14 protein-coding genes and 1 tRNA gene are annotated in these 18,092 nt (G+C 66.2%); 6 read left to right on the top strand and 9 right to left on the bottom strand.

Annotated elements, in window-relative coordinates:
• Positions 1 to 261 precede the first annotated feature (261 nt).
• From thrB to argS, 5 genes are read right to left on the bottom strand one after another with little or no spacing between them, the layout of a single operon-like run.
• Complete coding sequence (thrB, locus tag GC088_RS09550) at positions 262 to 1,236, bottom strand: homoserine kinase (RefSeq protein WP_323958776.1); 975 nt, start codon at positions 1,234 to 1,236, stop codon at positions 262 to 264.
• Positions 1,229 to 2,359: a threonine synthase gene (thrC, locus tag GC088_RS09555; RefSeq protein ID WP_323958777.1), complete on the bottom strand. Its 1,131-nt coding sequence runs from the start codon at positions 2,357 to 2,359 to the stop codon at positions 1,229 to 1,231. Before thrC ends, thrB begins: the two co-directional genes overlap by 8 nt.
• Positions 2,359 to 3,693 carry a homoserine dehydrogenase gene (locus GC088_RS09560; protein ID WP_323958778.1) on the bottom strand — a complete coding sequence of 445 codons (1,335 nt, stop codon included), beginning with the start codon at positions 3,691 to 3,693 and terminating at the stop codon, positions 2,359 to 2,361. The genes thrC and GC088_RS09560 overlap by 1 nt, the downstream gene beginning before the upstream one ends.
• Positions 3,694 to 3,701: 8 nt before the next feature.
• Complete coding sequence (lysA, locus tag GC088_RS09565) at positions 3,702 to 5,162, bottom strand: diaminopimelate decarboxylase (RefSeq protein ID WP_323958779.1); 1,461 nt, start codon at positions 5,160 to 5,162, stop codon at positions 3,702 to 3,704.
• A 1-nt stretch (position 5,163) separates the two neighbouring features.
• Positions 5,164 to 6,813 (bottom strand): arginine--tRNA ligase, encoded by a 1,650-nt coding sequence (gene argS / locus GC088_RS09570; RefSeq protein WP_323958780.1) that lies wholly within the window; start codon positions 6,811 to 6,813, stop codon positions 5,164 to 5,166.
• A 175-nt stretch (positions 6,814 to 6,988) separates the two neighbouring features.
• Here argS and GC088_RS09575 point away from each other — a divergent pair, with 175 nt between their 5' ends.
• From GC088_RS09575 to GC088_RS09590, 4 genes are all read left to right on the top strand, one after another.
• Positions 6,989 to 7,435: an FMN-binding protein gene (locus GC088_RS09575; protein ID WP_323958781.1), complete on the top strand. Its 447-nt coding sequence runs from the start codon at positions 6,989 to 6,991 to the stop codon at positions 7,433 to 7,435.
• Positions 7,432 to 8,301 carry an FAD:protein FMN transferase gene (locus GC088_RS09580; protein ID WP_323958782.1) on the top strand — a complete coding sequence of 290 codons (870 nt, stop codon included), beginning with the start codon at positions 7,432 to 7,434 and terminating at the stop codon, positions 8,299 to 8,301. Before GC088_RS09575 ends, GC088_RS09580 begins: the two co-directional genes overlap by 4 nt.
• Complete coding sequence (locus GC088_RS09585; protein WP_323958783.1) at positions 8,302 to 9,813, top strand: ferredoxin--NADP reductase; 1,512 nt, start codon at positions 8,302 to 8,304, stop codon at positions 9,811 to 9,813. It abuts the gene before it with no gap.
• Between the two features lie 113 nt (positions 9,814 to 9,926).
• Positions 9,927 to 9,999 (top strand) — tRNA-Arg (locus GC088_RS09590).
• A gap of 4 nt (positions 10,000 to 10,003) precedes the next feature.
• On the opposite strand, the gene GC088_RS09595 is transcribed toward GC088_RS09590, so the two are convergent.
• On the bottom strand, positions 10,004 to 10,585 hold the full coding sequence (locus GC088_RS09595) for a DinB family protein (RefSeq protein ID WP_323958784.1): 582 nt from the start codon (positions 10,583 to 10,585) through the stop codon (positions 10,004 to 10,006).
• A 122-nt stretch (positions 10,586 to 10,707) separates the two neighbouring features.
• Between GC088_RS09595 and GC088_RS09600 the strand changes: the two genes are divergently transcribed.
• Both GC088_RS09600 and hrpA read left to right on the top strand, forming a co-directional pair.
• Positions 10,708 to 11,679 (top strand): helix-turn-helix transcriptional regulator, encoded by a 972-nt coding sequence (locus tag GC088_RS09600; protein ID WP_323958785.1) that lies wholly within the window; start codon positions 10,708 to 10,710, stop codon positions 11,677 to 11,679.
• A 14-nt stretch (positions 11,680 to 11,693) separates the two neighbouring features.
• Positions 11,694 to 15,617 carry an ATP-dependent RNA helicase HrpA gene (gene hrpA / locus GC088_RS09605; RefSeq protein ID WP_323958786.1) on the top strand — a complete coding sequence of 1,308 codons (3,924 nt, stop codon included), beginning with the start codon at positions 11,694 to 11,696 and terminating at the stop codon, positions 15,615 to 15,617.
• Positions 15,618 to 15,636: 19 nt separating this feature from the next.
• Here the strand turns inward: hrpA and GC088_RS09610 are convergent, their stop codons facing one another.
• Genes GC088_RS09610 through GC088_RS09620 form a run of 3 tightly spaced genes read right to left on the bottom strand, consistent with a single transcriptional unit; the run spans position 15,637 to position 17,982 of the window.
• On the bottom strand, positions 15,637 to 16,062 hold the full coding sequence (locus tag GC088_RS09610; protein ID WP_323958787.1) for an HIT family protein: 426 nt from the start codon (positions 16,060 to 16,062) through the stop codon (positions 15,637 to 15,639).
• Entirely contained in the window at positions 16,059 to 17,120 is a 1,062-nt protein-coding gene (locus GC088_RS09615; RefSeq protein ID WP_323958788.1) for an NAD(P)-dependent alcohol dehydrogenase, read from the bottom strand. Before GC088_RS09615 ends, GC088_RS09610 begins: the two co-directional genes overlap by 4 nt.
• Before the next feature lie 31 nt (positions 17,121 to 17,151).
• Complete coding sequence (locus tag GC088_RS09620; RefSeq protein WP_323958789.1) at positions 17,152 to 17,982, bottom strand: sulfurtransferase; 831 nt, start codon at positions 17,980 to 17,982, stop codon at positions 17,152 to 17,154.
• Between the last annotated feature and the right edge of the window lie 110 nt (positions 17,983 to 18,092).

Raw genomic sequence — 18,092 nt, forward strand, 5'->3', positions numbered from 1 at the left:
ACCGGATGCTCCCGGTACGGCCGAGCGTGCTTTGATCCACGGAACTTCCTGCCGAACCATCACGCCGTGATGTGCTTTGGCATCAGTTCCTGGGAGGTGCACCGGAGAGTGAGCTACTGCTGAAGGAATTGCAGTTCACGACGGTCGCAGAAAGGTGACGGCCGGATCAACAGAAGCACGCATCTGAGTACGGTGACTACCGGAGCGACTATCGCGTGGTGATAACCAGGGGTGATTACCAGAGCAGATGATCGGTGGTGATTACCGTTGGTGCACCTTCACTTTAGCACCTTCTGTGTCAACGTTCAGCCTAAGAACACGCCAGTCCACGCCGTCGTCGTTCGCGTGCACGATGCGTTCCACTGCGGCAACGGTTGCGGCAGCCTGGTCCTCTCCGACGGCGAGGGTCATGACGGTGGGACCCGCACCGGAAATCACTGCGGCGAAACCCTCCGCCCGGAGCGCGCGCATGAGGGATGCGCTGTGCAGCATTGCCTCGGCACGGTAGTCCTGGTGCAGGAGGTCATGTGTGGCGTCGAACAGGAACTGCGGCGCGGAAGTCATCGCGTGAACCAGCAGCGCGGCGCGTCCGGCGTTCGCGGAGGCACTGTCATGCGGGACAGATGCCGGAAGCAGCGCCCGCGCGGCCTCCGTCGAAAGTTCGCTCGCGGGAATGGCTACTACCGGCACAACATCCGGATGCACCGGAATGATGGTGCTGCGATATGCGCGGTCGGTCTCCCACGACACCGCCAGTGAGCCCAGCAGGGCCGGTGCCACGTTGTCCGGATGGCCCTCGAGCGTGGAACACAACTGCAGTACCGCCTGGCTGTCCAGTTGCGCGGACGACGGAAGGAGCGCATTCGCAGCAAGCACGGACGAGACGATTGCAGCGGCGGAGGAACCAAGTCCACGACCGTGCGGAATCACGTTGCTGGCCTCGATTTCAAGACCCGGACTCGAGAACCCGGCGCGCTCCAGGGTGCTGAGGATGGTGGCCGCGACAAGGTGCGACTCGTCGGTGGGCAGCGACGCTTCACCCTCGCCGGTTACCGAAACCGTGGTGGTGCCGGAACCGGTGGTACGCACGGTGATGGTGTCATACATGGTCACCGCCAGGCCCAGACTGTCGAAGCCCGGCCCCAGGTTCGCGCTGGTGGCCGGCACCTGGACCAGCACCTCCTGGCCCTCCGCCACGACTGCCGGAGCGGTCACCGCCGGCGCTCCGCTAAGCATTCGCCGGGGAGCCCGTGTGGGAATCGGCCAGACCCAGCGCAGCAGCAACGCTGACGACGTCGTAATCCACCTTCGTGGGTTGGACATCGGAACCGTCGGCCGTCTTGAGCGCCCACTGCGGGTCCTTGAGCCCGTGCCCGGTGACCGTGATGACGATGGTCTTGCCTTCGGGGACGTTTCCTGCAGCGTGCTTCTTGAGCAGGCCGGCGACGCCGGCAGCAGAGGCCGGTTCCACGAAGACACCTTCGCGGGAGGAGAGCCAGCGGTGCGCCTCGAGGATCTCCTGGTCAGTGACGGCTTCGATCAGTCCGCCGGACTCGTCGCGTGCCGCGATTGCCTGGTCCCACGAAGCCGGGTTGCCGATCCGGATGGCCGTGGCAATGGTGTCCGGCTCCGTCACGGGATATCCCTTGACCAGGGGTGAGGCGCCTTCTGCCTGGAAGCCCCACATGACCGGAGTCTTCGTGGAGACTGCGGGCAGTTCACCCGCCGTTGGGGAGGTGTAGGGCTGTGAGTACTCCTTGTAGCCCTTCCAGTAGGCGGTGATGTTGCCCGCATTGCCCACCGGCAGGAGGTGGTAATCGGGTGCATCGCCGAGGTAGTCCACAACCTCGAACGCAGCGGTCTTCTGCCCCTCGATACGGGCCGGGTTGACGGAGTTCACCAGGAAGACCGGGTAGGACTCGGCGAGCTTCCGGGCTACGTCGAGGCAGTTGTCGAAGTTGCCGTGCACCTGCAGCAGCTCGGCGCCATGCGCAATCGCCTGGCTGAGCTTGCCCATGGCGATCTTGCCGTCCGGAACGAGGACCGCGCAGGTCAGGCCGGCCTGCGTGGCGTAAGCCGCGGCGGATGCGGAGGTGTTGCCGGTGGATGCGCAGACAACCGCCTTTGCGCCTGCCTCGACAGCAGCCGTGATGGCCATGGTCATGCCCCGGTCCTTGAAGGACCCGGTGGGGTTCATTCCCTCGACCTTCAGGTACACCGAGCAACCGGTGAGCTCGGAGAGCGCCGGTGCGTGCACCAGCGGTGTTCCTCCCTCGCCCAGGGTGATGACCCTGGTGGATTCGGTTACCGGCAGCCGGTCGGCGTATTCGCGGATGACTCCGCGCCACTGGTGAGCCATCAGACTCCCTCTACTCGGAGGACGGAGGTCACCGCGTTGATGACGTCCAGATCCTGGATGTGTTTCACCGTCGCCGCGAGTGCGGACTCGGGGGCACGGTGCGTGACGATACGCAGCTCGGCCGTGGCCTCGCCGCCGTCCGCTCCCGCGTGGATGGTCTGTCGCATGGTCTCGATCGAGACGCCGTGCTCTGCGAACAGGTGGGCGATCTTCGCCAGCACGCCGGGCTGGTCGGCGACGTCGAGCCCGATGTAGTAACTCGTGGTGACCATGTCGATGCTCAGTGCGGGGACGTGACCGGTGGTGGTCTCCGTGCGTCCGAGACCTCCGAGGACCTTGCGCCGCGCCGCGCTGACCACGTCACCGAGCACTGCAGATGCGGTGGGGGTTCCACCGGCGCCCTGGCCGTAGAACATCAGCTCACCGGCGTTCTCAGCCTCGACGAACACGGCGTTGAACGCCCCGCGCACGGCCGCAAGGGGATGCTCGCGGGGAAGCAGCGTGGGATGCACGCGGACGATGACGCCGTCGTCGCCCGCCTCATCCTTGAGCAGCTCCGCGATGGCAAGCAGCTTGATCACGTAGCCGGCGTCCTTCGCCGCTGCGATGTCCTCTGCCGACACCGATGAGATGCCCTGGCAGTGAACGTTCTCCAGGGCGAAGCGGGTGTGGAAGGACAGCGAAGCCAGGATAGCTGCCTTCGAGGCGGCGTCGTGACCCTCGACGTCGGCTGTCGGGTCGGCCTCGGCATAACCCAGCCGCTGCGCGTCGGCGAGGGCGTCGGCGAACTGGGCACCGGTGGTGTCCATCTGGTCGAGGATGTAATTGGTGGTGCCGTTGACGATGCCGAGCACCCGGGTAATGCGATCGCCGGAAAGGCTGTCGCGGATCGGCCGGATAATCGGAATGGCGCCGGCAACCGCCGCCTCATAGGAGAGCTGGACGTGGGCGGCGTCGGCACGCTCATAGAGGGTGGGTCCGTCCTGCGCAAGGAGGGCCTTGTTACCGCTCACCACGGTGGCGCCGTGGTCGATCGCGCGCAGGATCAGGCTGCGCGCGGGTTCGATGCCGCCCATCAGCTCGATGACGATGTCCGCGTTCTCGACCAGGGACTCCGCGTCGGTGGTGAACAGGTCCTTCGGCAGCTCGACCTCGCGCCGGGCATCGAGTGAACGTACTGCGATTCCGGTCAGTTCGAGCCGGGCGCCGCTGCGCGCAGCCAGGTTGTCGGCGTCCTCGAGGAGGATGCGGGCAACCTGCGAGCCGACATTCCCGCAACCCAGCAGCGCGATGCGCAGCGATGCGGCGGGGGCGTCCGTTTCGGGGGCATTCATCAAGTCGATCAGGCTCCTGCTTCCAGAGTTGCTCGGTCGTCGGTTTCCTGCCGCGGAACGTCGCGGGACAGGAGGTCTTCCTCGGTTTCGCCACGCACTATGACCCGCGCGGTCCCGTCCTTGACCGCAACGACCGGCGGGCGCGTGAGGTAGTTGTAGTTGCTGGACAGGGACCAGCAGTAGGCGCCCGTGCCGGGAACCGCAAGAAGGTCGCCGCCTGCGGTGTCGGCCGGCAGGTAGACGCTACGCACCACGATGTCGCCGCTTTCGCAGTGCTTCCCGACCACGCGTGAGAGCACCGGCTCCTCCGCTGAGGTGCGAGAGGCAAGGGCTGCCGAATAGTCGGCGTCGTAAAGGACCGGCCGGGCGTTGTCGCTCATACCGCCGTCAACCGAGACGTAGCGCCGCGGGTGCGAGGCACCATCGGCGTCAACCTGGACCGTCTTGGTGGTGCCCGCGGTGTACAGGGTGAAGGTGGTGGGCCCCACGATCGCGCGGCCCGGTTCGATCGAGATGCGCGGAACGCGCAGTCCGTGTTCGGCGCACGCGGAACGCACGACGTCGGCCATCGCCTTCGCGATGTCGGCGGCAGCACGCGGGGTGTCGGCCTCGGTGTAGGCGATGCCGTAGCCGCCGCCGAGATCCAGCTCGGCCAGTTCGACGCCGTGGCGGTCCCGGACACCGGCCAGGAATTCAAGCAACCGGCGCGCTGCAAGTTCGAAGCCCGCGGGTTCGAAGATCTGCGAGCCGATGTGGCAGTGAACGCCGAGCAGCCGGATGCACGGGTGGTCGAGAGCAACGGCAACCGCCTCGGCCGCCGGCGACCGTTCACCCGAGGACGCGGGCGCTAGCGAGAGACCAAACTTCTGGTCCTCATGCGCGGTGGCAATGAACTCGTGGGTGTGAGCGTGCACACCGGGAGTCAGGCGCAGCATCACGTTGGCCGTGGTGCCGCGGGCCTGGGCCAGCGCGCCCACTCGGTTCAGTTCGTCGAGGCTGTCCACTACGATGCGTCCGACCTCCAGGTCGAGTGCACGGTTGATCTCGGCGTCGGACTTGTTGTTGCCGTGCAGGGCGAGCTGGCGGCCCTTCAGGCCGGCTCGCTGCGCCACTGCCAGTTCCCCGCCGGAGGAGGTATCGAGGCGGAGGCCTTCCTCGGACACCCAGTGGGCCACCTCGGAGCAGAGGAAGGACTTGCCGGCGTAGTAGATGTCCACTCCCCCGCACAGATCGCGGAAGGCGTCGTCGAAAGCGTTGCGGAAGGTCCGTGCACGCTCACGGAAGTCATTCTCCGAAACGACGTACAGCGGGGTTCCGAACTGCTCGGCGAGTTCGGTGACGCTCACACCGTCGACGGTCAGGACTCCGCGGCCGGCGCGCGAGACCGTTGAGGCCCACAGCGCAGGGTTGAGGGTGTTGACGTCCTTGGGGAACGACAGCCAGTCGGGGGCGATAGGTGAGGCGGGCATGCTACATCCGTTCCGGAGCAGAGACGCCCAGCAGGTGGAGGCCGTTGGAAAGGACCTGCTGGGTGGCGTTATTCAGCCACAGCCGGGTGCGGTGCACATCCTCCACGGGAGCCTCTCCGAGCGGGGCGATGCGGCAGGCGTCATACCAGCGGTGGTAGGTTCCGGCGATGACCTCGAGGTGGCGTGCGACGCGGTGCGGCTCACGGAACGTGACGGCCTGCGCTACTACGCCGGGGAACTGACCGAGGGCGGCCAGCAGTTCGCCCTCCGTCGCATGGGTGAGGGCAGCGGCGTCGAAGGCGCTCGTGTCCACACCCGCAGACTCCGCATTGCGCTGAACGGCATGGGTACGCGCATGGGCGTACTGCACGTAGAACACCGGGTTCTCGTTGCTGCGCTTGGTCAGTAGATCCAGGTCGATGTCGATGTTGGAGTCCGCCGAAAACCGCGCGAGCGTGTAGCGGGCAGCATCAACGCCGACGGCGTCAACCAGGTCCTCGAGCGTGACCACGGTTCCGGCGCGCTTGGACATGCGCACGGGCTGTCCGTCCTTCATGAGGTTGACCATCTGGCCGATCAGGACCTCGACGGTATCCGGGTTGTCTCCCAGCGCAGCCGCTGCCGCCTTGAGCCGCGCGACATAGCCGTGGTGGTCCGCGCCGAGCATGATGATGTTCAGGTCGAAACCGCGCTGGCGCTTGTTGACGAAGTATCCAATGTCGCCGGCGATGTACGCAGGAGAGCCGTCCGACTTGATCACCACGCGGTCTTTGTCGTCGCCGAACTCGGTGGACTTCAGCCACCAGGCGCCGCCTTCGAAGAACAGGTTGCCGGAAGTCTTCAGCTGTTCCAGCAAGCCGTCCACGAAGTTGTTCGCGAAGAGCGAGTGCTCGTGGAAGTAGACGTCGAAATCCACGCCGAACTCGTGCAGCGACTTCTTGATGTCCCCGAACATGAGGTCGACGCCGACGGCGCGGAACTGCTCCAGTGCCTCCGCGGCGGACTGGTTGAGAATGTCGGGAGCGATCGCGAGGACGCGATTGGCAATGTCGACGATGTAGTCGCCGCCGTAGCCGTCTTCCGGCGTGGGCTCACCCTTCGCGCTGGCGTACAGGGACCGGGCGAAGCGGTCGATCTGGGCGCCGTGGTCATTGAAGTAGTACTCGCGGGTGACCTCTGCCCCCTGCGACTGGAAGAGCCGGGCGAGGGCGTCGCCCACGGCTGCCCACCGGGTCCCGCCCAGATGGATGGGTCCGGTGGGATTGGCCGAGACGAACTCGAGGTTGATCTTGGTTCCGGCGAGCGCATCAGACGTTCCGTAGGCGGTGCCGGCCTCCACGATGGAGCGGGCCAGTTCGCCGGCGGCCCCCGCGTCGAGGCGGACGTTCAGGAAGCCGGGGCCTGCAATGTCAACTGATGCAACGCCGTCGAGCTGCTCCAGCCTGGACTTGAGGAGCCCGGCGAAATCGCGCGGGTTCATGCCCGCCTTCTTACCCAGCTGAAGGGCGATGTTGGTGGCCCAGTCACCGTGCTCGCGGCTCTTGGGCCGCTCGACTCGGACTTCCCCCGGGAGCTCCACATCGATTTCACCGGCAGCGACGGCGTCTTTCAGGCATGAGGAGATTGCGGAGGAGAGTTCTTCGGGAGTCACCCATCCAGCATAACGGCGTGGTTCCCATGTGCCTGATTCTGTGACGGACGCCCCTCGCGAAGGGGGATCAGAGGTCTTTCGAGGCACCCCTTGTGAGCACAGCGAACTGAAACGGCCCCGGTAGCGTTGTGCAGGAGGCAGATCCTACCCGCGCGCATGAACAAGGAGACTATCCGTGACCGACGCCGTGCAGCCGGCATCCCGGCGCTGGGCCCTGGCCGGGCTCGCAGCAGCTTCCCTCCTCAGCTCCGCGGCCTGTGCCGCCACACCACCGGCTTCCGGCGGCGGGAACGACGGCGGGCCTGCCGGCGGAAATGGAGCCGGCAGTTATGCCGACGGCACCTACACCGCGACCGGCAGCTACCAGACCCCCGGCGGCGAGGAGTCCATCGGGGTGACGGTCACCCTTGAGTCAGGCGCCGTGGCCGATGTGCAGATGGAGCCCATGCCGAGCAACCCCACCACCGAGCTCTACCAGGGCAAGTTCAGCAGCGGCATCAAGGACGAGATCGTAGGCACCCCGATCGACGAGCTCGATGTCAGCAGGGTGTCCGGGTCCTCGCTCACCAGCGGCGGCTTCCGGGACGCCATCGAACAGATCAAGGGCGACGCCGGACAGTGACGGCTGAGGGCCCTCCATCCTGCTTCAGCTTCGAGGCCATCGGCACGCTGTGGAGGATTGACACCCCCGGCGAGTTGGACGCGTCGGCGCGTGCCGCCGTCGTAAACGTCATCGACGAGTACGACGCCGTGTACTCGCGTTTCCGCCCGGACTCCCGCGTCCGCGCGCTCACGTCCGGCGGCACGGTTGTGCTGCCTGAGTCCGGCGCAGCACTCGGCGAGATCTACCGGCGGCTGTACCGTCTCACGGACGGAGCGATGTCGCCGCTGGTCGGCGCGCCGCTGGAGCATCTGGGGTACGACGCCGGCTACTCCTTCGCGCCCGCCGGCCCGCCCCAGCCGGCTCCTGCCTGGGATGGTTCGTTCGAGTGGAGCGGTACCGTCCTCAGGGCTAAAGAGCCCGTGACGCTCGATGTAGGAGCCGCCGGCAAGGGCCAATTGGTGGACCTGGTGTCCGGTGTCCTGGCCGGTGCCGGCTACCCCGGGCACACGGTCGACGCCGGTGGGGACCTGGTGCACCGCGGTCCGGCCGGCCTTCGGGTTGCGCTGGAGCATCCCTACAGCGCCGACCTGGCGATCGGTGTGGTGACCGTGGACAACCGCGCCCTGTGCGCCTCAGCGTCCAACCGGCGACGCTGGGCAGACGGGCTTCACCACGTCCTGGATGCTGTAACCGGCAAGTGCGTCGATACAGTGGTGGCTACCTGGGTGCTGGCGGATGATGCCCTGACAGCGGACGCGCTTGCCACTGCTCTCTTCCACGTTCAGCCTGAGACGCTCCTGGCCGAGTTCGAATTCGACTATGTCCGGGTTGCCTCCGACGGGCGTGCCCAATACTCATCCCCACTTGCAGGAGCGTTGTTCTAGATGACCGGACGGCTGACCTGGCCCGGAAGGTTCGACACCTTCCTGGGCCGCACCACCATGTACCGCCTGGTATTCGTCCTGCTGGTCGTGCTGAGCGTGTACGCATTCGTGCTCTCCGCGTTCGGGCAGCTCGCCTTCGCTCCCGGTGAGTTGGCTGCGTCGCTGGCTGCCGCCGTCGTCGGTTCCTGGGGCGGCACCCGGGTGATGGCGCTTATGCTGCGGAAGCGGCCGCACACGGAGTCCTCGCTGATCACCGGGCTGATCCTGTTCTTCGTGATGTTCCCGTCCGGCGGTCCGGCCACCCTCGGGGGCATCGCCCTGGCCGGCCTGGCCGCGGCCGCTTCGAAGTACCTCGTGGCGGTTCGCGGACGCCACATCTTCAACCCGGCGGCGTTCGGGGCCGTGGTGGCCACGCTGCTGGGCCTGAACGCGGCCGCCTGGTGGGCCGCTAACCCGGCAATGCTGCCGCTGGTGCTGCTCTGCACGGTGCTGCTGCTGTACCGCACGCGGAAGGTGGCGATGGGCGCGGTGTTCCTCGGCGTGGCCGCCGCGATCCTGGTGGTGCGGCTGGTGGCCGGCGGAACCGACGCCGTCTCCGCTCTCCGACTGGTGTTCGAGTCTTATCCCCTGCTGTTCCTGCTCGGCTTCATGCTGACCGAACCCTTGACACTGCCTCCGCGACGCCGACAGCAGCTGCTGGTGGCCGCCGTCGTCGCCGTCGTTCTTGCCCTGCAGATCAACATCCCGCCGGTCTTCCTTGGGCCGGAGTACGCACTCCTGATCGGCAACGCGCTTGCCTTCGCGCTGGGGCAGCGCCGCGGGGTCCGCCTGCGGTTCCTGCGTACACGCCGGCTCACGCCCACCAGTGCGGAGGTGGTTTTCGCTGCGGAGGCGCCGGTGCGCTTCGAACCGGGCCAATACATGGAACTCACCCTCCCCCACGAGCGTGCGGACGGACGGGGACTGCGCCGCATTTTCAGCATCAGCTCGCCACCGGACGACGACGAAATCCGCTTTGGTCTGCGGCTCTCTGATCCACCGAGCACCTTCAAGGGGGCGCTGCTGGGACTCCGCCCCGGAGCGCGGGTGGAAGCCACAACGGTGGCGGGAGACTTTGTGCTGCCGAAGGATCCGTCCGTGCCGCTGCTGCTGTTTGCGGGCGGAATCGGCGTCACACCGTTCATCAGCCACCTGCGCTCAGCGGCCGGCCGGAAGCACGACGCTGTGCTCGTTTATGTGGTGACGTCGGCAGCCGAACTTGCGTACGTCGACGAACTTGCAGATTCGACGGTGGTGCTGTTCTGTCCGGGAGACCCCGGCCCGCTGCCGCAAACCTGGACGCTGGGCGGAAGCGGCTTCCCGACAGCGGACGACCTCCGCACACTGGTGCCGGACCTGCGGGAGCGGCGGGTCTACCTGTCGGGATCACCGAGAACGCTTGCACTGGCCAAGCCGGTGCTGCGCGAGGCCGGCGGCAAGTCGATCCGTACGGACGCGTTTCTCGGCTACTGAGCGACTCGTATACGGAGCAACAAACGCCGAGCAGCACCCGCGTTTCGTTCCCCCAAGTTTTCCCTGCTAAGCTTTCTGAGTCCCTTCCGGCCACTGGTTTTCAGGTGTGCCGCGCCCTCGTAGCTCAGGGGATAGAGCGTCTGCCTCCGGAGCAGAAGGTCGTAGGTTCGAATCCTATCGAGGGCACTCTTCACGACTGCACAGCACCCGTAAGGCCGTCCGCGGCGCGGTGTGCCCACAAATCCCTCAGCAGCGCCACCTCGGCAAGGTGATGAATCATTTCCCTATTGATGTGCTGGACCAGCGCACCCATGGGAGCTTCCGCGAACGGACCCTCAGCGGGCCCGACAGGACGGTCCATCTCCTCCAGTGACAGTGCCGACACCGCGCTGTGCCAGGACGAGTATGCTGCGTCCAGCTTCTCCAGCGCCTGTTCGGCGGACTCCGGGTAGACGAAGTCGCGATAGGTCACCGGTTCTCCCCCGAAATGGGAGGCAAGCCGCTCCCCCAGCACCCCGACCAGCATGTGCCCTATCCGCCAGGCGATCGTGGTGACCGGAGCCGGAACCGGCTCGGGAAGCGCAAAATCAATCGTGTAATCGCCGCGGCCCACCTGGAGAGGAGCCGTACCGGTCCCCCTGGGACGCACGCTCCAGCAGCCTGGAACAGGCTCCCAGAAGTACTCCTCGTCCGTGAGGCCGTTGAGCCGCGGCCGTGCGTGATTCTCCCAATGCCAGTTCAGTTGGTCGGTCAACTCCCTGCAGACGTCCATGACGATCCTTCCGTTCTGCTCGTTTGTGTTCTGCTCGCTCTTTTACTCGCTCGTTCCTCCGTACCTCAGCCTAGAAACAATTCAGGACAGTTCATGTCCGCATGAAGGGCTAGCGTGGAGCCATGTTGGAAACCTCCGCACGCCTGCTGCAGCTCCTCTCCCTGCTCCAGCTCCGGCGGGAATGGACCGGCGCCGCGCTCGCCGAACGGATGTCGGTCACCGAGCGGACCGTGCGCAGGGACATCGGCAAGCTGCGTACCCTCGGCTATCCCATCCATGCTTCGCCCGGTATCGCCGGCGGGTACCAGCTCGGCTCGGGCGCGCAGCTGCCGCCGCTCCTGTTGGACGATGACGAGGCGCTCGCCGTCGCTCTCGGACTGAGCGCCGTCAGTGCCAGCCCGGTCTCAGGCCTCGGTGAGGCGTCCGTGCGGGCCTTGACCAAGCTGGAGCAGGTGCTGCCGGGAAGGCTTCGCCCCAAGTTCGCCGGACTGAGAACAGCCGTTACGCGCATGGCTGCGCCCAGCGCGCCGGTCAATCCCGAGGTGCTCACCGCGCTTTCCTTAGCAATCACGGAGCGGCGCGTGGTGGTCTTCCGCTATGCACGGCACGACGGCGAATCCTCCCGGCGCGTGGTCGAGCCGGTGCGGTTGGTGGACACCGGACGCCGCTGGTACCTCGTCGCGTGGGACACCGCGCGGCAGGACTGGCGGACCTTCCGGGTGGACCGCTGCCAGAGCGTGCCTTCCCCACGGGAACGTTTCTCCGCCCGCCCGCTTCCTGCCCGTGACCTTGCGGCCTACGTGCAAAAGTCGATCACCCGCTCGCCCTATTCCCATGACGTGGTGGTGCGGATTCATGCTCCCGCCGAAGAAGTGGCCCAGCTGGTTCCCCCGAATATCGCCGAGGTGGAAAACGACGCCGGCGACACCCTCATGCGGTTCGGTGCCGACTCCCTCGACTGGCCCCTGATGCACGTCGCAGCCCTCGGTTTCGAATTCGAGATTCTGGCACCCCCGGAACTTCGCGAGCGTGCGCTCGCCACGGCTGAGCGCCTCACCCGCGCAGCCGCGGAGCAGACTGCGGGCGCGGAGTAGAATGTGACCCAATCATGTCTCTGACAATTTCTTATCCTGCCCAGCTACCGGTCTCGGAGCGGCGGGCGGACATCATGGCCGCCATCGCGGCGAACCAGGTCACCATCATCGCCGGGGAAACCGGCTCGGGAAAGACCACCCAGATTCCCAAGATGTGCCTGGAACTCGGCCTCGCCCGGAAGGGCCTCATCGGCCATACCCAGCCACGGCGGCTCGCCGCGCGCACGGTAGCTGAGCGGATCGCGGAGGAACTCGCCGTCGACCTCGGTGAGGAGGTCGGCTATCAGGTCCGGTTCACCGGCGAAGTGGGGCGCAACACGCGCATCAAGCTCATGACGGACGGCATCCTGCTGGCCGAAATCCAGCATGACAAGCTGCTGCGCAAATACAGCACCATCATCATCGATGAAGCGCATGAACGCAGCCTCAACATCGACTTCATCCTCGGCTACCTGAAACGCATACTGCCGCAGCGCCCTGACCTGAAGCTGATAATCACGTCCGCCACGATCGACCCGGAGCGGTTCGCGAACCACTTCGCCGCCGACGAGGCCGCGCCGGAGAAGACCCCAGCCCCCATCATCGAGGTCTCCGGGCGCACCTACCCGGTGGAGATCCGCTACCGCCCGCTCACCCAGCCGGCGTCGGACACCGAGTCAGACAGCGACGACAACCTCGAGGAAGACCGCGACCCGCTGGACGCGGTATGCGACGCGGTGGACGAGCTCGCACTGGAGGCACCCGGCGACATTCTGGTGTTCTTCTCCGGCGAGCGCGAGATCCGCGATGCCGCCGACGCCCTACGCGCCCGCGTCCAGGTCAACCCGCGCCTGCGCGGCACCGAGATCCTTCCCCTGTTCGCGCGGCTGTCGCTGCAGGAGCAGCACCGTGTGTTCCATCCCGGCGGATCCAGCCGTCGCATCGTCCTGGCAACCAACGTTGCAGAGACCTCGCTTACCGTGCCGGGCATCAAGTACGTCATCGACACGGGAACCGCCCGGATTTCGCGCTACTCCCACCGCACCAAGGTGCAGCGGCTCCCCATCGAGCGGGTGTCGCAGGCGTCGGCCAACCAGCGGTCGGGCCGCTGCGGACGTGTCTCGAACGGTATCGCCATCCGTCTCTACTCGGAGGAGGATTTCGAGTCCCGCCGGCCCTTCACCGACCCGGAGATCCTGCGCACCAACCTCGCTGCGGTCATCCTGCAGATGACCGCCATGGGAGTCACGCGCGGCCCGAAGGACGTTGCCGCCTTTCCCTTTGTCGAGCCGCCTGACCCAAAGGCCATTAACGACGGCGTGACCCTGCTGCGCGAGCTCGGCGCGCTGACCGCGGACGGCGGCATCTCCGCCGTCGGGCGCCAGCTTGCCCAGCTGCCGGTGGACCCGCGGCTTGGCCGCATGATCGTGGAGGCTGGCCGACGCGGCTGCGCCAAGGAGGTCATGGTCCTTGCCGCAGCGTTGACCATCCAGGACCCGCGGGAGCGTCCCCAGCCGGACCAGGCCGCCAAGCTGCAGAGCGCCACGGAGAAGCACCGGCGGTTCATTGACGAGAACTCGGACTTCACCGGTTACCTGAACCTTTGGCGCTACCTGCAGGAGCAGCAGAAGGAGCTGTCCTCCACACAGTTCCGGAAGCTGTGCCGGAACGAGTTCATCAATTACCTGCGCGTGAGGGAATGGCAGGATCTGTTCACCCAGCTCCGACAACTCGCCAAGCCCCTTGGAATCACGCTTCCGTCCGGCCCCATTGATCCGGTAGGGCACCATGATGCCGTGCATATCAGCCTGCTGTCCGGGCTGCTCAGCCACATCGGGCTCTACGACCAGCGCAAGCGGGAGTATGCGGGAGCGCGCGGCACGCGTTTTGCCATCTTCCCCGGCAGCGCACTGTTCAAGAAGAGCCCGGACTGGGTCATGGCTGCCGAACTGGTGGAAACCTCCCGGCTGTGGGCACGGGTCGCGGCGAAGTTCGATCCCCTGTGGGCCGAAGAGGTTGCGCCGGACCTGGTGAAGCGCAGCTACAGCGAGCCGCACTGGTCGCGCAAAACGGGCTCTGTCATGGCCTACGAGAAGGTGACCCTCTACGGCGTGCCGATCGTCCCTCAACGCCGCATCAATTACGGCCGCATCGACCGGGAACTGGCGCGTGAGCTGTTCATCCGCCACGCGCTGGTGGAGGGTGACTGGCGTACCCACCACAAGTTCTTCCACCGCAACAAGGCCCGGATCGCGGAGATCGAGGAGATGGAGAACCGCATGCGGCGCCGCGACCTCATGGTCGACGACGAGACGCTGTTCCAGTTCTACGACGCCCGGGTGGGCAAGGACGTTGTCTCCGAGCGGCACTTCGACAAGTGGTGGAAGCACGCCCGCCAGGACAACCCGAACCTGCTGGACTTTTCGCCCGAGGAACTGCTCAGCCGCGATGCGGACCTCGACGAAACAGCCTTCCCGCGAACCTGGCAGCAGCAGGGCTTCGAGCTTCCCCTGAGCTACGAATTCTCGCCGAACGTGCCCGGCGCGTCCGACGGCGTAACCGTTCGGGTGCCCATCCTGTTCCTCAACCAGTTGGATCCTGCGCCGTTCCGCTGGCAGATCCCGGGGCTGCGGGTCGAGCTCGTGACCGCCCTCATCAAGTCGCTGCCGAAGCAGGTCCGGAAGAACTTCATCCCCGCCCCGGACGTGGCCCGTGCAGCCGTGGATGCCCTGCACGCGGATTTCGATCCGTCCAGGGATGAGCTTGAGCCATCGCTGGAGCTGGCCCTGCGCCGGTTGAAAGGCTTCATCATTCCACCCGGTTCCTGGAACCGTGAAACCCTTGCTCCGCACCTGCTCATGACGTTCCAGGTGGTGGACGACCAGGGCCGGATCCTCGATGAGGGGAAGGATCTGGAGCAGCTCCAGGACCGCCTCGCACCGCAGACCCGCCGTGCCATTGCCGAGTCGCTGGGGGCAACGCCGGGCACCGGGCAGCCGAAACCGGCAGCCGCCCGCCGGAAGCAGACGCCATCTACGTCACAGGCGTCACCGGCGCCGGCATCGTCGTCGGAGTCCGATCCGGGGATCCGGGAGTTCAGCGGAGCCACCGACTGGAATTTCGGAGCGGTCCCGCGTCAGGTGTCCCGGATAGTCGGCGGCCACAGGGTCACGGGCTATCCGGCACTGGTGGACGAACGGAACTCTGTGGGACTGAAGGTCTTCCCCAATGCAGCCGAGCAGGCAGCAGCAATGCGCGGGGGCATCATCCGCCTCCTTGCGCTGAAGGTGCCGAGCCCCGCCCGCTACGTCCTTGAGCATCTCAGCAACACAGAGAAACTCACCTTCAGCCAAAATCCCCACGGGAGCGTAGCTGCACTGATTGAAGACTGCTCCATCGCAGCCATCGACAAGCTCACACCCGAGGACCTTCCGTGGACTTCCGAAGCCTTCGCAGCACTCTACGAGAACGTGCGGGCCGAGCTGATCGACACGGTCTTCACCGTTACTGCAACCGTGGAGAAGATCCTCTCCAGTGCCCGTCGGATCGAGAAGAAGCTGAAGGGCACCACCAGCCTGTCGCTCATCACCGCGCTGAACGATATTCGGAGCCAGCTGGAGCAGCTGGTTTTCCCGGGCTTCGTGGCCACCACCGGGTACTCGCAGCTTGCGCATCTGCCCCGGTATCTGGCCGGCATTGAGACGAGGCTTGCCAAGCTGGAGAGCAACGTGCAGCGGGATGGCCTGAATACCGCTGTGGTTCAGCGGTTGGAGGACGAGTACGACGACGCCGTGGCCTCCGTGGCGCCGTCGGGCCGACCGGTGCCTCCAGGCCTGGCGAAGGTCCGGTGGATGCTCGAGGAACTGCGCATCAGCCTTTTCGCCCAGGAGCTGGGCACGGCCTACTCGGTCTCGGAGAAGCGAATCCGGGCGGCGCTCGGCGAGGCCCTCGCAGCCTGATCTTTGGGGACTCGCCCGGTCAGGCCGGGACGAACTCGCCGTACCCGGCATCGCGAAGGGCAGCCCGGATGCGCTCGGCGTTGCGGTCCAGTTGCGCCGGATCGGGGTCGCGGTCCACGTTGTGGACGTCGAAGTCTGCGGAACTCCGCGTGGGCCAGATATGCACGTGCACGTGCGGAATCTCGTAGCCCTCCATCAGGACGCCGATACGTTCGGCACCGAACTCCGCCTCCTGCACCTTGCCGATCTTGCGGGCAACGTCCATAACCTTGCCGAGCAGTTCAGGCTCCAGGTCAATCCAGTGCGCAACTTCCCGCCGCGGGACCACCATCAGGTGACCGTCGGTGATGGGGTTGATCGTAAGGAACGCGACCACCTCATCGTCCTTCCAGACGAACCGGCCTGGGATTTCGCCGTCGATGATCCTGGTGAACAGGGTGCTCATGCGTCCTCCTTGAGCGAGCTGGCGTCCAGCACGAACCGGTACTTCACGTCCCCCGCCACCATGCGGTCGTAGGCGACATTCAGCTGGTCGGCCGTGACGATCTCGATGTCCGACACGACTGAATGCTCCGCGCAGAAGTCCAGCATCTCCTGCGTCTCCTCGATTCCGCCGATGAGCGACCCGGCGTAGGTACGCCGCTTGCGGATCAGCAGGCCCGGATCGACCGCCGGCATGGGATCGGCGGGCAGCCCGAGCTGGAAGAGCGCACCGTCCAGTCGCAGCGTGCGGATCAGCGCGTTGAGGTCATGCGGCGCGGCAACAGTGTCGATGATGACGTCGAGGCTGTCCGCCGCCGCCTTCATCGCGTCGGCGTCGCGCGAGATCACCACGCGGTCGGCGCCAAGTTCGCGCGCGGCGTCGACCTTGCCGGCAGAAGTGGTGAATACAGTCACCTCCGCTCCCATCGCCTTGGCTATCTTCACCGCCATGTGGCCAAGTCCGCCCAGCCCGACGACGCCGACAGCTTCCCCTTTCTCCACACCGAAGTGGTTCAGCGGCGAGAACGTGGTGATTCCGGCGCACAGCAGCGGCGCCGCCGCGGCCGGATCAAGGCCCTCAGGGATCCGAAGTACGTAGCCTTCATTCACCACGATCGACGTGGAGTAACCGCCCTGGGTGATTTCGCCGTCGTGCCTGCGGTCAGGGGTGCCGTAGGTACCGGTCATGCCCTTCTCGCAGTACTGTTCCAGCCCTTCCGCGCAGCTTTCGCACTCCCGGCAGGAATCGACCATGCAGCCCACACCCACTCGATCGCCCACGGCGAAGGCGGTCACCGAGTCCCCGACGCGGGTCACAGTGCCCACGATTTCGTGGCCGGGCACCAGCGGGTAGCGGGTGGAACCCCACTCGCTGCGCGTCGCGTGTACGTCCGAGTGGCAAAGCCCGCAGAACTCGATGGCTATTTCGACGTCGTCATGCTCCGGTTCGCGGCGCTCAATTGTGGTCCGGCCGAGACCGCTGGAGGCCGAGGTCGCGACGTAGGCATATGCGGTGGTCATACGGGTTACTCTCTCACACGCAGGCTGTCGGTCAGGGTCCGGTGGCCACGGGAAGATCAGCCCGCTGCGACCATTGCGACCAGGAGCCGGGATACAGGGCGGCCGAGATCCCGGCGATCTCTAGGGCTGCGATCTCGTGGGCGGCGGTGATGCCCGAGCCGCAGTAGACAGCGACGTCGGCGGTGTCGGTAATGCCAAGTGCCTCGAAGCGTCGTCGCAGTTCTCCGGACGGCAGGAAGGTCTGCGCGGGGGTGAGGTTCTCCGTAGTCGGAGCGCTGCGCGCTCCCGGAATGTGTCCGGCCTTCGGATCGATCGGCTCTACCTCGCCGCGGAACCGCTCGCCGGCGCGGGCGTCCAGCAGCACGCCCCGCTGGACGAAATCAGCTACGTCGTCTGCGGAAATGACGGGCATCTGGCCCGACTGAAGGGTTACGTCGCCGAGGCAATGCCGTTCCTCGCCCCGCTCCGTCTCGTAGCCGGCCGCCTGCCATGCCGTGAGACCGCCGTCGAGCAGGTAGACCGATGAAAGGCCGCCGTCCCGCAGCAGCCACCACAGTCGAGCCGCGGCCAGGTTCCCGGTGTCGTCGTACACCACCACGGTGTCGCCGTCGTTGATTCCCCACTGCCGTGCCGCTTCCTCGAGATCCGCAGATCGCGGCAGCGGATGCCGGCCCTCGGCCGTCGACGGGGGCGAACTAAGGTGCGCTTCGAGGTCGACGTAGACCGCTCCGGGCACATGCGCTGATCGGTACTGTTCGTGGCCGTCGGTCTTTCCGAGCGCCCAGCGAACATCCAGCAGGACAGTCTGCTGACCGGAGGTCATCCGGTCCCGCAGCCCCTGCACGTCCATCAGAGTCTTCATGAAGATCTCCTAAGAAAGTGTGACCGGTGGCACACCGGTCGGGGTGTGAGCCAAGTTCACCACAGCCGTCCTCCCCTCTCCAAGCGCCGGCCGTCCCCCATCACCCCGGG

Origin of the sequence: Arthrobacter sp. JZ12, assembly GCF_035189165.1 — a bacterium.
Lineage (GTDB): Bacteria > Actinomycetota > Actinomycetes > Actinomycetales > Micrococcaceae > Arthrobacter_D.